The organism is Agrobacterium tumefaciens (assembly GCF_031801495.1).
Lineage (GTDB): Bacteria > Pseudomonadota > Alphaproteobacteria > Rhizobiales > Rhizobiaceae > Agrobacterium > Agrobacterium tumefaciens_K.
Genome location: NZ_JAOEGC010000002.1, coordinates 1,137,827 through 1,152,874, shown reverse-complemented (window position 1 = coordinate 1,152,874; position 15,048 = coordinate 1,137,827). Strand labels below are relative to the sequence as shown.

10 protein-coding genes are annotated in these 15,048 nt (G+C 58.3%); 2 read left to right on the top strand and 8 right to left on the bottom strand.

Features of this window, described 5'->3' with window-relative positions; genetic code table 11:
* Positions 1-7 precede the first annotated feature (7 nt).
* Entirely contained in the window at positions 8-1,291 is a 1,284-nt protein-coding gene (locus tag N7578_RS15055; protein WP_311111101.1) for a DNA polymerase IV, read from the top strand.
* 150 nt (positions 1,292-1,441) lie between these two features.
* Entirely contained in the window at positions 1,442-2,680 is a 1,239-nt protein-coding gene (locus tag N7578_RS15050; RefSeq protein WP_311111100.1) for a L,D-transpeptidase family protein, read from the top strand.
* Positions 2,681-2,696: 16 nt separating this feature from the next.
* Here the strand turns inward: N7578_RS15050 and dnaE are convergent, their stop codons facing one another.
* The 8 genes from dnaE to nuoN all read right to left on the bottom strand — a co-directional run bounded on the left by dnaE (position 2,697) and on the right by nuoN (position 15,048).
* Positions 2,697-6,200, bottom strand: a complete 3,504-nt coding sequence (dnaE, locus tag N7578_RS15045; protein ID WP_311111099.1) for a DNA polymerase III subunit alpha — start codon at positions 6,198-6,200, stop codon at positions 2,697-2,699.
* Positions 6,201-6,646: 446 nt separating this feature from the next.
* Positions 6,647-7,330, bottom strand: a complete 684-nt coding sequence (locus N7578_RS15040) for an ABC transporter ATP-binding protein (RefSeq protein WP_311111098.1) — start codon at positions 7,328-7,330, stop codon at positions 6,647-6,649.
* Between the two features lie 15 nt (positions 7,331-7,345).
* Positions 7,346-8,653 carry a lipoprotein-releasing ABC transporter permease subunit gene (locus N7578_RS15035; protein ID WP_311111097.1) on the bottom strand — a complete coding sequence of 436 codons (1,308 nt, stop codon included), beginning with the start codon at positions 8,651-8,653 and terminating at the stop codon, positions 7,346-7,348.
* Between the two features lie 22 nt (positions 8,654-8,675).
* On the bottom strand, positions 8,676-9,998 hold the full coding sequence (gene proS, locus N7578_RS15030) for a proline--tRNA ligase (RefSeq protein ID WP_311111096.1): 1,323 nt from the start codon (positions 9,996-9,998) through the stop codon (positions 8,676-8,678).
* A gap of 557 nt (positions 9,999-10,555) precedes the next feature.
* Entirely contained in the window at positions 10,556-10,891 is a 336-nt protein-coding gene (locus N7578_RS15025) for a DUF1467 family protein (RefSeq protein ID WP_311111095.1), read from the bottom strand.
* 77 nt (positions 10,892-10,968) lie between these two features.
* Positions 10,969-12,636, bottom strand: a complete 1,668-nt coding sequence (locus N7578_RS15020; RefSeq protein WP_311111094.1) for a ribonuclease J — start codon at positions 12,634-12,636, stop codon at positions 10,969-10,971.
* 202 nt (positions 12,637-12,838) lie between these two features.
* The gene (locus N7578_RS15015) at positions 12,839-13,579 is read right to left on the bottom strand and encodes a biotin--[acetyl-CoA-carboxylase] ligase (RefSeq protein ID WP_311111093.1); all 741 of its coding nucleotides are present in this window, start codon (positions 13,577-13,579) and stop codon (positions 12,839-12,841) included.
* Positions 13,580-13,605: 26 nt separating this feature from the next.
* Positions 13,606-15,048, bottom strand: coding sequence for an NADH-quinone oxidoreductase subunit NuoN (gene nuoN / locus N7578_RS15010; protein WP_311111092.1), 1,443 nt, complete (start codon positions 15,046-15,048; stop codon positions 13,606-13,608).

The following is a 15,048-nucleotide window of genomic DNA, read 5'->3' as shown; positions in this document are numbered from 1 at the left end:
TCAGGTCATGTCCACGTTGCACGCGTATGATCCCGGTTTCTGCCGCGACTGTCTGGCTGGGCAGCCAGCGGGCCTGAAGCGTTGCCGCGCCTGCGGCAGCCCGCGCCTTCTCTATCACGATGAGCTCTATCAACTCAGCATCGCCCATATCGACTGCGATGCCTTCTACGCCTCTGTCGAAAAACGGGACAATCCAGACCTTGCCGACAAGCCCGTCATCATCGGTGGCGGCAAGCGCGGCGTGGTATCCACCGCCTGTTACATTGCCCGTATTCACGGCGTGCGATCCGCCATGCCGATGTTCAAGGCGCTGGAGGCCTGCCCCGATGCCGTCGTGATCAAGCCGAACATGGAGAAATACAGCCAGGTCGGCCGCCAGATCCGCACCATGATGCAGGAACTCACGCCCCTCGTGCAGCCAATTTCCATCGATGAGGCGTTTCTCGATCTTTCGGGGACAGAGAGATTACACCACGATCCCCCTGCCCGCGTGCTGGCAAAATTCGCGAGCCGCGTGGAAAAGGAAGTGGGCGTCACCGTTTCCGCCGGGCTTTCCTACTGCAAGTTTCTGGCCAAGGTGGCGTCCGACCTGCGCAAGCCGCGCGGTTTTTCGGTGATCGGCGAAGCCGAGGCGCTTTCCTTTCTGGCAACACGGCCGGTCACGACCATCTGGGGCGTCGGCAAGGCCTTTGCGGCCACGCTGGAGGCGGATGGCATCCGCATGATATCGCAACTGCAGGAGATGGAGGAAGGCGACCTGATGCGCCGCTATGGCTCGATGGGCCAGCGGCTGTTTCGCCTCTCACGGGGCATCGACGAGCGCGATGTGCATATCAACGACCCGGCCAAGAGCGTATCGTCGGAGACAACGTTTTTCAATGACATCTCGCGTTACGACGATCTTGTCCCCATCCTGCGCTCCCTCTCGGAAAAGGTTTCGTCCCGCCTGAAAAAACACGCCATTGCGGGCCAGACGGTCGTTCTGAAAATGAAGACGGCTGATTTCAGGATTCGCACGCGCAATCGCAAGCTGGACGACCCGACCCAGCTTGCCGACCGGATATTCAGGATCGGGCTTTCGCTGATGGAGAAAGAAGCCGATGGCACCAGATTCCGTCTGCTCGGGATAGGTGTGGCCGATCTGTGCGATGCGGCACGGGCCGACCCTCCCGACCTGGTGGACGAACTTGCCGGGCGGCGGGCGGCGGCGGAAGCGGCGATGGACAAGCTCAGGGAAAAATTCGGCAAAGGCAGCGTCGAAACCGGCTACACCTTCGGAACCCGCAAATAAGTGATTTTAGGGCGTAACGCGGCAGCACATCCGGGTCCTGTTTTCAGCATTTACACACTCTCGTGATGGAACAGTCGAGGGCGCCCTTAAACTTCCTTAAGCTTAACGTGGTTGAGTAGAGGCAGTTTTGTACATGTGGTGTATTGCGTCATGTCCCTTCGCCTGCGTCTCCTGACCGGCATGTTGTCGGCCAGTATTCTCGCCTTTCCAGTTCTCGCTGCCGACCAGAAATCGCTGCAGATCGTCGTGTCTAAAAGCGACCAATCTCTGGCGCTTTACGAGAACGGCGAGATTATCGCCACCTCGAAGATTTCCACCGGCAAGGCCGGACACGAAACGCCGAGCGGCATATTTTCCATCCTGGAAAAGCGCAAATATCACGAATCCAACATCTATTCGGCCGCGCCCATGCCGTTCATGCAGCGTCTCACATGGTCCGGGATTGCGCTACACGAGGGCAAGGTTCCGAACTATCCCGCATCGCATGGCTGTGTGCGGCTGCCCTCCAAATTCGCACAATCACTGTTTGGCCAGACAGAACGCGGCGTGCATGTCATCATTACCGGCGCACCGGTTTCCTTGCGTTTCGTGCAGCATCCGGCTCTTTTCCAGCCACGCGACGACGCTGACGACGGAAAGCTGCTGCTTTCAGATGTCGAACTGCGTCCGGCAACGTTCGATGCGGCCCTGGGAGCAGTCGAGGTTGCCGTCAACGAAAAGACCAATGCCATCAAGCCAAACGTGAGGGAAAAGCAGTCTTCACCGCTGCGCATCCTCATCACCCGCCGCGGCGAGCGCGAAAAGGTGATGGACATCCAGTTGCTTCTGACCCGACTCGGTTTCGATGCGGGCACCCCGGACGGTTATGCTGGCGCAATGACCATCAGCGCCGTCAACGGTTTCAAGCGCTGGAAAGGCATGAACACAACAGGCCCGCTTTTGACGGACGGGTTCACCCGGGCGCTCTACGAGGCCGCCGGAGAAGATCATGCGCCAAGCGGCCAGATCATGGTGCGACAGGATTTCAAACCGCTCTTCGAAGCGCCGGTCGACATCAGAGATCCGGAAGTGGCGCTCGGCACGCATTTCCTCGAAGCGGTATCCGTCGATCGTACCGGTGGACAAGCCGAGTGGAACGGCATGACGCTCGAAAACCATCTGCCTGCGGCAGCCCGCAAGCGTCTGGGGATAACCGTTGCAGAGGCGCCTGGCGGTTTCGACCAGTTGAGCGCTGTCCTCAGCCGGATCGACATACCTGCCCATATCCGCAAACGGATCGAGGAAGAACTCTCGACCGGAAGCTCGATCACCGTTTCGGATTTCAGTCACGAGATGGAAACGGGGCAGGGCACGGACTTTATCACGGTGACGAAAGAAGGGCCGGTCTGAACCGCCGAGGCGAAGGTCAGACGAGTTCTACGTCAATAACCCCGGGCGCCGAGCGCAAGGCGGCAGCGATTTCCGGTGAGATTCGGTATTTCTCCGTCAGTTCCACCTCGATCTCGCGGCTTCCCTCGTCCTTGATGACGATGAAATAGACCGAGCCATCGCCCTTGGTGTTCAGATGCCGCGCCACGGTCTTGAGAGGCCCGGAATCGCGCACGTAAACGCGCAGGGCCTTCTGCATCTGCACGGACTTTTCCTCCAGCGACTGCGCCGTCTGGATACGCAAGCCGATGCCTTCCGGGCGTTCTTCCGCCTGAACGGTCACCACCAACGATTTTCCGACTTCGAGAAGGTCGCGATATTGTCCGAGCCCTTCGGAAAACAGCACGGCTTCATATTGGCCTGACGAATCCGAGAAGGTAATGATACCCATCTTGTTGCCGGTGCGCGTCTTGCGCTCCTGCCTGCCGGTAACGGTACCCGCCAGACGCCCTGCCGTCGCCCCTTGCTTTACCGCACCGGAAAACTCCGCAAAGGTCTGCACCCTGAGCTTTTCCAGAGTGGGCTTGTAGGTATCGAGCGGATGCGCCGTGAGGTAAAAACCGAGCACCTGATATTCACGCAGCAACTTTTCCGAGGCAAGCCAGGGCTGAAATGCAGGCAGCACCAGCTTTTCGGGGCCGCTTGCACCACCCGAGCCGAACATATCCGACTGGCCGGTAACGCGGCTTTCCTGCGCACGCTGTGAATATCCGATGATCCGATCCAGCCCGCCGATCAGTTCGGCGCGATCCTTGCCGAAACAATCGAAGGCGCCGGCGTTGATGAGGCTTTCCAGCACACGCCGGTTGATCTGCTTGGGATCGATGCGCAGGCAGAAATCCTCGAGGCTGGCAAACGGCTTGTTGCCGCGCACCTCAACGATGTGATCGACCGCGCCCTCACCCACACCCTTGATGGCCGCGAGCGAATAATAGATGCGGCTCTCACCCGTCTCGAACTGGCGATACGACGTCTGCACGGAAGGCGCGACGATCTCGATGCCGAGACGCCCCGCGTCCTGACGGAAATCGTTGAGCTTTTCCGTGTTCGCCATATCGAGCGTCATGGACGCCGCGAGGAACTCCACCGGATAATGCGCCTTCATATAGGCGGTCTGGTAGGACACGATGGCGTAAGCGGCGGCGTGCGATTTGTTGAAGCCGTAGTTGGCGAACTTGGCGAGAAGATCGAAGATGGTGTCGGCCTGCGCCTTAGACACGCCGTTCTTCATCGCACCATCGACGAAACGCTCGCGCTGCTTGTCCATCTCCTCCTTGATCTTCTTACCCATGGCGCGGCGCAGAAGATCGGCTTCGCCAAGCGAATAACCGGACAGAACCTGAGCGATCTGCATCACCTGTTCCTGATAGACGATAACGCCCTGCGTTTCCTTGAGAAGATGATCGATCGTCGGGTGGATCGACTCGATCTCCTCCTCGCCGTGCTTGCGGGCGTTGTAAACCGGGATGTTTTCCATCGGACCCGGACGATACAATGCCACAAGCGCGATGATGTCCTCGATGCAGTCGGGGCGCATGCCGATGAGCGCCTTGCGCATGCCGGCACTTTCCACCTGGAAAACGCCGATGGTTTCGCCACGCGACAGCATCTCGTAGGTCTTCGGGTCGTCTAGCGGGATTGCGGCCAGGTCGACACTGATGCCGCGCTTGGCGACAAAATCGACGGCCACCTTCAGGACCGTCAGGGTCTTGAGGCCCAGAAAGTCGAATTTGACCAGACCGGCGCTTTCCACCCACTTCATGTTGAACTGGGTGACGGGCATGTCCGAGCGCGGATCGCGATACATCGGCACAAGCTGGGACAGCGGCCGGTCACCGATGACGATACCGGCGGCGTGGGTCGAAGCGTGACGATAAAGCCCTTCGATCTTCTGGGCAATATCCAGAAGGCGAGCGACAACCGGCTCCTTTTCCGCCTCTTCCCGCAGGCGTGGCTCTTCCTCGATCGCCTTTGAGAGCGGCGTCGGATTGGCCGGATTGTTAGGGACCAGTTTGCAGATCTTGTCGACCTGACCGTAGGGCATTTCCAGCACGCGACCAACATCGCGAAGGGCCGCACGGGCCTGCAGAGAACCGAAGGTGATGATCTGCGCCACCTGCTCGCGACCATATTTCCGCTGCACATAGCGGATCACCTCTTCGCGGCGATCCTGGCAGAAGTCGATATCGAAGTCGGGCATCGAAACGCGTTCCGGGTTGAGGAAGCGTTCGAACAGCAGCGAAAAACGCAGCGGGTCGACGTCGGTAATCGTCAGCGCATAAGCGACCAGCGATCCCGCACCCGAACCACGGCCGGGACCGACCGGAATATCGTGCTGCTTTGCCCACTTGATAAAATCGGCAACGATCAGGAAGTAACCCGGAAACTTCATACGCTCGATAACACCGAGTTCAAAGTCCAGCCGGTCGCGGTATTCCTGTTCCGTATAACCTGCCGCCATGCCCAGTGCAGCGAGACGCTGGTTGAGGCCTTCGACGGCCTGACGGCGAAGCTCACCAGATTCGGCACGCTCGGCCGCTTCCGGATCGTCGCTGGCACCGGTGAAACGCGGCAGGATCGGTCCGCGCTTTTTGAGCACGTAGGAGCAGCGAAGCGCAATTTCGACGGTGTTTTCCAGTGCCTCCGGAATGTCGGCGAACAGCGCCATCATCTCATCGCGGCTCTTCAGATAATGGTCCGGCGTCAGACGGAAGCGGCTGTCGTCGGAAACGATGGCGTTGTGCGCAACCGCCATCAGCGCATCGTGGGCCTCATAATCGGCCCTCGATGGAAAAAACGCCTCATTGGTGGCAACCAGCGGAACATCATTTTCATAGGCAAGAGCAATCATCCGGCGTTCGTGCGCACGGTCGAAGCTGCCCTGCCTCTGCAATTCGACATAAAGCCTATCACCAAACAGAGACTTCAACATCAACAACCGGTCTTTCGCCTGCTGCGGATGTCCTTCTCTCAGGGAGATATCCACCGGACCGCCCGAAGCACCCGTCAGCGCGATCAGGCCAGCGTTCGAACCTTCTTCCAGCCAGGCTCGGGAAATGTTCACCGCGTGATGACCACTGCCCTCCCCTTCGAGATAAGCTCGGCTAACGAGATTCACCAACCGCTCATAGCCTTGCGCATTCGCGGCCAGAAGCACGATGGACGGCAATTTTGCCAGATGTGAATTGTTATTGCGGCGATCCTCCACCGCATCCTGCATGTCGATGGAAACTTGGCAGCCGATGATGGGCTGCAAACCTTCGTCACGCGCCTTTTCCGAAAACTCGAGCGCGACGAAAAGATTGTTCGTATCGGTAATGGCGATGGCCGGCTGGCCGTCTGCTACCGCCTTCGACATAACCTTCTTGAGGGGAAGCGCCCCCTCAAGGAGTGAGTAAGCGGAATGGACCCGCAGGTGGACAAAACCCGGCGTTTTCATCTTTACGCCCGAAGGTTCGCTGCTCGCAGCCATCTCACCCATTCTATCATCCCGTCATTCTGAATCGCGTGTGATTTTCGAACTTCCGGGCGATAAAGTCCACAGGCAAGCGGCATCTATACAGGCTTGAAATCAAGCCAGCCTGTTCACTAGTCCGTCAGAGGGCGGTGAGGATCATCGAAAAGCTGGCGACAAAAACGGCAATCGAGGTGAAAGCGGCGACGTCACGAACGAAATCAGTCATTGGTCTCTCCTTACTCGTTATGTTCCAACTTTGTTCTCATTTTGTTTCATTGTCAACAGCCTTTCGGCCATCGCTACCTTGAACAAACGACAGAATCGACTCCCGGTTCCCTCCGGCTGAAAGCAAGCCTTTGACTCAAAAACGAAAAACCCGAAGGTGCAGAAAGCATCTTCGGGTTGAAAAAATCCGTTGTGGAAATCGGAAGCGCTGTGGTCAGCCTCACACGCCGTCGATTGCGACGTGATCAGAAGTCCACGATCTTGCCTTCGCTCAGCGTGACCCGCCGATCCATGCGCGCCGCCAGTTCATGATTGTGCGTGGCGATCAATGCGGCGAGGCCAGACTGCCGGACCAACGCCTCCAGCGCGTCAAAGACGTAATGCGCCGTCTCGGGATCGAGGTTGCCGGTCGGTTCGTCGGCCAGCAGGAGCAGCGGCGCATTTGCAACGGCGCGGGCAATCGCCACACGTTGCTGCTCACCGCCGGAGAGTTCGGATGGACGGTGTTCGGCACGGTGGCCGACGCGCATGTAGTCCAGCAGCGCACTGGCGCGCGCTGACGCTTCCTTGTTCGGAAGTCCGGCGATCAGCTGCGGCATCATCACGTTTTCTAGCGCGGAAAACTCCGGCAGCAGGTGATGGAACTGGTAGACGAAGCCGATATCGCTGCGGCGGATTGCCGTGCGGGCTTCATCCCCCAGATTGCTGCAGGGCGCGCCGTTGATGAAGACTTCGCCAGCGTCGGCATGTTCAAGCAGACCAGCCAGATGGAGAAGCGTCGACTTTCCCGTCCCGGATGGCGCCACCAGCGCCACCATCTCGCCGCTCTTCATTTCAAATTCGGCCTTGCGGAGAATGGAAAGCGAGGTTTCGCCCTGACCGTAAGTCCGCTCGATGCCGGTAAGCCGCAGCACAGTTTTTTTAGCCATATCGGGAAGCGGTCCTTATTCGTAACGCAGGGCCTGAACCGGATCGAGCTTCGATGCCCGCCATGCCGGAAAGATGGTCGCCAGAAAAGAAAGCGTCAGCGCCATGATGATGACGGAGATCGTCTCGCTCACATCCATTTCAGCCGGGAGCTGGCTCAGGAAATAGAGCTGCGGATCGAACAGCACGGTGCCCGATATCCAGGAGAAGAACTGCCGGATCGATTCCACGTTCAGACATACGAGGATACCAAGCCCCACGCCGGCAAAGGTGCCAACGATGCCGATGGCTGCACCGGTCATGAAGAAGATACGCATGACGGAGCCGGAACTTGCACCCATGGTGCGCAGAATAGCGATGTCGCTGCCCTTGTCCTTCACCAGCATGATGAGGCCGGAAATGATGTTCAGCGCAGCCACGAGAACGATCAGCGTCAGGATCATGAACATCACGTTTCTTTCCACCTGAAGGGCGGAGAAGAAGGTCTGGTTCCGCTGTCTCCAGTCGGTGATGTAAACCTGACGTTCAGCGGCTTGCTCCACAAGCGGCCGGATGCCGTCGACATTGTCCGGATGACTGACGTAGAGCTCGATCGATTGCACGATGCCTTCGGAGTTGAAATAAAGCTGTGCTTCGGACAGCGGCATGTAGATCATCGACGCGTCATATTCCGACATGCCGATCTCGAAGACGCCGGAAATTCTGTAGGATTTCACCCGCGGATTGACGCCCATCGGCGTCACATCGCCTTCCGGTGAAATCAGGGTGATGTCGTCGCCCGCCGTCAACCCCAGCTGCGAGGCAAGACGGGAACCGACCAGAACACCCTCGCCCGACATGAAGCCGACGAGATCGCCGGTCTTCACATTGGAAGAGACTTCCTTGATCTTCTCGATATCCTCGGTGCGCACGCCGCGCACCAGTGCGCCGGAACCGGCGCCACCGCGCCCGTTGGCAAGCGTCTGCCCCTCCACGAGCGGCAAGGCCATGGTGACGCCCGGAACGGCGGCAAACTTCTTCGCAAGATCGTCGTAATTGTTGAAAGGCGTATCGATCGGCTGGACGATCATATGCCCATTGATGCCGAGAATGCGCGAGATCAGTTCGGTACGAAAACCGTTCATCACCGCCATGACGATGATGAGCGTCGCGACACCCAGCATGATACCGACGAAGGAAAAGCCGGCGATGACGGAAATGAATGCTTCCTTGCGCCGTGACCGCAGGTAGCGCCAGGCTACCATGCGTTCGAATGCAGAAAACGGCCGGGCGGCAGTCTCCTTTACGGAAGCTGCCGCACTCTTCTCAGCCTCGGCTTTTGCCATGTCGTCTCCTCGATCCGGCTTCTCAGCCAAGCACCTTGTTCATCGCAGCTTCAAGCGTGACGGTTTCACGCTCCCCGGTTCTGCGGTTCTTGACCTCGACTTCGCCGTTCGCAACCGAACGCGGCCCGACGATGATCTGCAACGGCACGCCGATCAGATCGGCAGTCGCAAATTTCTGGCCCGCACGGTCGTCCGTGTCGTCATAGAGAACATCCTTGCCCGCCGCGGAAAGCGAGGAATAGAGCTTTTCGCAAGCAGCATCGCAGGCGGCATCGCCAGCCTTCATGTTGATGACGACGACATCGAAAGGCGCGACCGAAGCAGGCCAGATGATTCCATTCTCGTCATGCGAGGCTTCAATGATGGCGGGAACAAGGCGGGTCGGGCCGATACCGTAAGAACCCATGTGAACAGCGTGTTCCTTGCCATCCGCACCCTGTACCTTCGCGCCCATCGGCTCGGAATATTTGGTGCCGAAGTAGAAGATATGACCGACTTCGATGCCACGCGCGGAAAGGCGGTCAGCATCGGGAATTGCATCATAAGCAGCCTCGTCGTGCATTTCCGAGGTCGCGGCATAGTCGGCCGTCCACTCGTCGAACACTGCCTGCAGCGCATCAACGTCGTCGAAATCCGTATCGACGGAAGGGATGGCGCGATCAAGGAAGCTCTTGTGGCAGAAGACTTCGGATTCGCCGGTATCGGCCAGAATGATGAACTCATGGCTGTGGTTGCCGCCGATCGGGCCAGTATCGGCGCGCATCGGAATGGCGCGCAGGCCGAGGCGCTCGAAGGTGCGCAGATAAGCGACGAACATCTTGTTATAGGAATGGATCGCGCCTTCCTTCGTCAGATCGAAAGAATAGGCATCCTTCATCAGGAACTCGCGCGAGCGCATGGTGCCGAAACGTGGACGCACCTCGTCACGGAACTTGAGCTGAATGTGATAGAGGTTCAGCGGCAGGTTCTTGTAGGACTTCACATAGGAGCGGAAGATGTCAGTGATCATCTCCTCGTTGGTCGGGCCGTACAGCATCTGACGATCCTGACGATCCTTGATGCGCAGCATCTCCTTGCCGTAGTCGTCATAACGGCCGCTTTCCTGCCACAGCTCCGCCGATTGCAGGGTCGGCATCAGAAGCTCGACGGCGCCGGAGCGATTCTGCTCTTCACGGATGATGGCGTTCACCTTGTCCAGCACACGCTTTCCGAGCGGCAACCAGGAATAGATGCCTGCGGACTGCTGACGGATCATGCCCGCGCGCAACATCAGACGATGGGAAACGATCTCCGCTTCCTTGGGGTTTTCCTTCAGGATGGGCATGAAATAACGGCTGAGACGCATGACGGCTTCCATTGTGTCTGGCGAATGCGCACGAACGCGGGAATCGCCTCTAATAAAGGGATATTGGCGCCGTACATAACCGTTTCGGGTGAAGAAGAAAACCCGCCACAAAAAGACGGCTGAAGACGTTTTCATGACAGTTTTGAGACACCACGTTCTCACAAAACGCTTTGGTCGGAATATTATTCTTGATCGGGTGCGACAAATTGAACCGCAGAGAATTTTTTGCCGACTGTAGCAAATATGCAAAAAATTAGATGACAAGCCTGGGGGATTACGCTAATTTTAGCTTACAAAAGAGGCAAGAAGTCTAAATTCCTGCCGTTTTCGCGGTCAGTCTTGGGAGGATCAGATCTTAGGCGCGCTTGTTCGCTGCCCCGGCAACGGTTACAGATCACGCGAAACCTGAAAAACAAGGCTGAAATGCCTTGTTTTTTTTTGCTTTTTTTAAAGCAACGCAAAATTGCGTTTTATCAATCCGGCAAAATTTTGATTGTCAACTGGCCGAATATGGCGCTTCTCTCAGCATCATATCGGTGTCAGCCATATGACAGGTTTCAATCGTAAACTGGAACGATGCGCGGCAAATCATCCAGAGTGAAGCCGAACCACCAGGATCCGCCATACCAGAGACCGCAGACCAACGCTGAAATTGCGGTCGTCATCAGCAGAACTCTCGCCCCCCTGAATTTTGCCGGCGCGCTGGCGACGGTTCCGACGGCAACCTCACCGTCTTCCGCCTGCGTACGCAGGCCAATCGGCAAAACCACAAAAAGAACCGTCCACCACACGATGAAATAGACGGCAAAAACCGAAAGCCAGTGCACGACATCCTCCCAAGCTCCAGGATCGAGACGCACCCGGCACCCTGATCCTCTCCTGTTGTAGCGCATTCACCGGGAAACAGGAATGCCGCCCTTTTCGCGCAGGCTCCCCGAAGGAAGCCTGCTCGCCAGCGTCAATGATGTCATCAGACCTTCGTGATGAACACCGTCACAATCGGCTTCTTGCCCCACGCCTGATTGGCGGCAGCACGAACGGCACGGCGCACGGCCTCGCGCACCATTTCGAGGTCCTTGCGGCGCGCACGAGGAATGCTTTCCACTGCGCCGAGAACGGCGTCGTACAGGGTGTCTTCCATATCTTCGCCTTCGTCGTCGAACTCCGGCAGGCCGAAGGGTACGACGTCGGGATCCCCCATGAAATCAAACCGGCTGTCCAGTATGACGTTAACGGCAACGTGACCGGCGAAAGAGAGCTTTCGACGGTTGCCGATGCCCATCTCGTCCATGTCACCGATCAGATTGCCGTCCTTGAACACACGTCCATGCGGCGCATCGTCGATGACTTCCGCCGGTCCAGGTGCAAGACGCAATATATTGCCGTTACGCACCTTCGGCACCTGGGGGATGCCCGCCTGCTCGGCAAGTTCCTTCTGTGCCACCAGATGCGCAGCTTCGCCGTGTACCGGAACAACGATCTGCGGCTTGGTCCATTCGTACATGCGCAGCAGTTCGTTGCGGCGAGGATGGCCGGATACGTGTACAAGAGCCTCGTTGTCGGTGATGATATGGACGCCCTGCTCGATCAGGCCGTTCTTGATATCGATGATGGCCTTTTCGTTGCCGGGAATGGCGCGGGACGAAAAGACGACGGTATCACCCGCAGCAAGCGCAACGTTGCGCATTTCGTCACGAGAAAGCTTGGCAAGCGCGGCACGCGGTTCGCCCTGCGAGCCGGTCAGGATCAGCACGACCTTGTCGCGGGGAATATAGCCATATTCATCCTCGGCGAGAAACGGCTTGATGCCTTCCATGATGCCGAGATCCTGCGAGACGTTGACGACACGCTTCAAGGACGAACCAAGCAGCAGAACCTCGCGGCCTGCGGCTTCCGCGGCCTGCGCGATGGAACGGATACGTCCGACATTTGAGGAGAAGGTGGTGACGGCCACACGTCCTTCGGCATTTTCGATGATCTGTCTAAGCCCTTCCGAAACCTCATGTTCGGAAGGCGAAACACCATCGCGTACAGAATTGGTGCTATCGCAGAGAAGCGCCAGCACGCCTTCCTCGCCAATGGCGCGGAAACGGGCTTCATCCGTCAACGGTCCGAGCGACGGTGCTTCATCGATCTTCCAGTCGCCGGTATGGATGGCGTTACCGAGCGGGGTGCGGATGACCAGCGACATCGGCTCGGGGATTGAGTGATTGACGCCGACAGCCTCGATCTCGAAGGGGCCGACATTGATGCGGTCGCCCGCCTTGAAGATCGTGATCGGAATTTCGGCGCGGGTGCCTTCGAAGTTCCGCTTGGCCTCCAGCATGCCGGCGGTGAATGGCGACGCATAGACCGGAACGTTCAGGCCCGGCCACAGGTCGTTCAGCGCGCCATAGTGATCCTCGTGGGCGTGGGTGATAATGATGCCCTTGAGGTTCTTCTTCTGCTGCTCGATGTAGCTGAGATCCGGAAGCACCAGATCCACACCAGGAAGATCGGGGCCAGCAAAGGTCACGCCGCAATCGACCATGATCCACTGACGCTTGGCTGCCGGTCCATAACCGTACAGCGCCAGATTCATGCCGATTTCACCAACCCCGCCAAGTGGCAGGAAAACGAATTCGTCCTGTGTAGCCATTGTTGTTCTTGTCCATTCATAACGGCACGCGGGCCGCAGCCGCTGGCTGCAACCCGACACCATTTTCAAAGCATCGGACATATCGAGCGTCAGGACAACCGGGCCGATGCGGAACCGGTCTGACGCCCTGCTTTCCATGAGCAGCAGGGAGGCTCCAAACTCGAGCGGGCAAGCCTTGCACGATTTTTACAGCGCGCGGCCCTTACCCGAAAAACACATCGCCGGCGGCAATTGACCGTCTCGGGCCATCATCCTCATCCAGCAAGAGAAAACCATTATCATCGATACCGGCGAAGCGCCCGCCTACAGAACGGTCCGGGAAATTCACGGTGATACGCTCCCCGATACCACAAGCGGCGGCGCGCCAGCTTGCCATAACCTCTGCAACGCCAACGCCCTGATTCCAGGCCTGCAACACCACCGCCGTCTCGCGGAACAGATGCGCGAAAAGCTCGTCCGGAGAGCATGCTGCACCGTGTTCCGCCAGCATGGTCACGGGGTAATGCGGATTATCCGGCTTGTGCGCGATGTTGATGCCGATGCCGATCACGACCGCCCGACGTCCATCGGGCAGCACTTCCGCCTCCATGAGGATACCGCAGGTCTTGTTTCGCCCTATCAGGATATCATTCGGCCATTTGATCTCAAGCGGCGCTCCACCGGCCGGTAGAACCGAGCGGACGGCACGATAGACGGCCAGCGCGAAAGCCAGCGGCAGCGAGCCGATGCGATCCACGGGAGCGGGATCGATCAGGAGGAGCGATGCGTAGAGATTGCCGGGTTCGGAAACCCATGGCCTGCCGCGACGGCCTTTGCCGCCGGTCTGGCGGGAGGCGGTAATCCACAGATTGCCACCGTCCCCTGCCCGCGCACGGGCAAAACATTCGATGTTGGTGGATGGCGTTTCCGCCATCGCCTCGTGCCGGAAGTCGTCAGTCGACATCCGGCCCGTGTTTTTAAGCGTATCAATCAAAAGAACGTCTTTGCTGCGGCAGTTACCGCGTTGCCGAGCGCACCGCCAAAGAAGATGAAGGCAAGAACAAACAGCCCCGAGAGCGCGTAAACGATCTTCAGTTCGCCAGCAGGACGGTCGAAGCTGTCCTTGGCCTCATCGAACCACATCACCTTGACGACGCGGATATAGTAATAAGCGCCGACAACCGAGCCGATGACACCGATGATGGCAAGCGCGTAGAGCTTGGCTTCGATGGCGGCAAGGAAGACGTAGTACTTGCCGAAGAAGCCAGCTAGCGGCGGAATGCCTGCGAGCGAGAACATCAGGATGGTCAGTACAACCGCCATGAAGGGATTGGTGGACGACAGACCAGCCAGATCCTCGACGTTTTCAACGTTGCCGATTTCCTTGCGACGCATCGAGAGGATGCAGGCGAAGGAGCCGAGCGTCATGACCATGTAGATGGTCATGTAGAGAATGACGCCGGAGATACCTGCTTCCGTGCCGGCGGCAAGACCTACCAGCGCGTAACCCATGTGACCGATGGAGGAGTATGCCATCAGGCGCTTGATGTTCTTCTGGCCGATTGCCGCGAAGGAGCCGAGCAGCATCGAGGCAATCGAGATGAACACTACGATCTGCTGCCAGTCGGCAAACACCGGCTGGAAGGCTTCAACGACAATGCGTACGAGGATTGCCATCGCACCGATCTTCGGAGCAGCTGCGAGGAATGCAGTCACCGGGGTCGGTGCACCTTCGTAAACGTCCGGCGTCCACATGTGGAACGGAACGGCTGAGATCTTGAACGCCAGACCGGCCAGAACGAAGACCAGACCGAAGACAAGGCCGAGCGAACGGGTTTCAGCCGTCAGAACCTGGGCGATTTCAGCAAAGCCGGTGTTACCAGTGAAGCCGTAGACCAGAGACATGCCGTAAAGCAGCATACCGGAGGACAGCGCGCCGAGGACGAAGTACTTCAGACCGGCTTCGGTGGAGCGCAGGCTTTCGCGGTTGATCGCGCAGATGACGTAGAGAGCCAGCGACTGGAGTTCCAGCGCCATGTAGAGCGAGATCAGGTTGTTGGCCGAGATCATCAGCAGGATGCCGAGGGTCGCCAGCACCAGCAGGACCGGATACTCGAAACGGCCAATCGGCTCGAAACGGCTCTGGCCGACCGAAAGGATCATGGCCGTGATCGAACCGATCAGCGCCAGAATCTTCATGAAGTTGCCGAAGGCATCGGCGACGTAAACGCCGCCGAAGGCCAGCCCCGAAGCCGGAGCAAAGACGATCCACAGACCGACGACAACGAGCAGCGCGACCGAAAGGCCCGTCACCGTATTGGTCGACTTGTCGCCGGAGAATACGCCAATCATGAGCAGCGCCAGCGCACCGACCGCAAGGATCAGCTCGGGCGTCGCGATGTGCAGACTGGCAAAAAGAATTTCAGCGGTCAT

What these genes read in the sequence shown, in the direction of transcription:
- N7578_RS15015 (WP_311111093.1), bottom strand. Translation starts at nt 13,579, where the DNA reads ATGTCGACTGACGACTTCCGGCACGAGGCGATGGCGGAAACGCCATCC.
- N7578_RS15050 (WP_311111100.1), top strand. Translation starts at nt 1,442, where the DNA reads ATGTCCCTTCGCCTGCGTCTCCTGACCGGCATGTTGTCGGCCAGTATT.
- N7578_RS15055 (WP_311111101.1), top strand. Translation starts at nt 8, where the DNA reads ATGTCCACGTTGCACGCGTATGATCCCGGTTTCTGCCGCGACTGTCTG.
- N7578_RS15025 (WP_311111095.1), bottom strand. Translation starts at nt 10,891, where the DNA reads ATGCGCTACAACAGGAGAGGATCAGGGTGCCGGGTGCGTCTCGATCCT.
- N7578_RS15035 (WP_311111097.1), bottom strand. Translation starts at nt 8,653, where the DNA reads ATGGCAAAAGCCGAGGCTGAGAAGAGTGCGGCAGCTTCCGTAAAGGAG.
- nuoN (WP_311111092.1), bottom strand. Translation starts at nt 15,048, where the DNA reads ATGACCGCTGAAATTCTTTTTGCCAGTCTGCACATCGCGACGCCCGAG.
- dnaE (WP_311111099.1), bottom strand. Translation starts at nt 6,200, where the DNA reads ATGGGTGAGATGGCTGCGAGCAGCGAACCTTCGGGCGTAAAGATGAAA.
- N7578_RS15020 (WP_311111094.1), bottom strand. Translation starts at nt 12,636, where the DNA reads ATGGCTACACAGGACGAATTCGTTTTCCTGCCACTTGGCGGGGTTGGT.
- proS (WP_311111096.1), bottom strand. Translation starts at nt 9,998, where the DNA reads ATGCGTCTCAGCCGTTATTTCATGCCCATCCTGAAGGAAAACCCCAAG.
- N7578_RS15040 (WP_311111098.1), bottom strand. Translation starts at nt 7,330, where the DNA reads ATGGCTAAAAAAACTGTGCTGCGGCTTACCGGCATCGAGCGGACTTAC.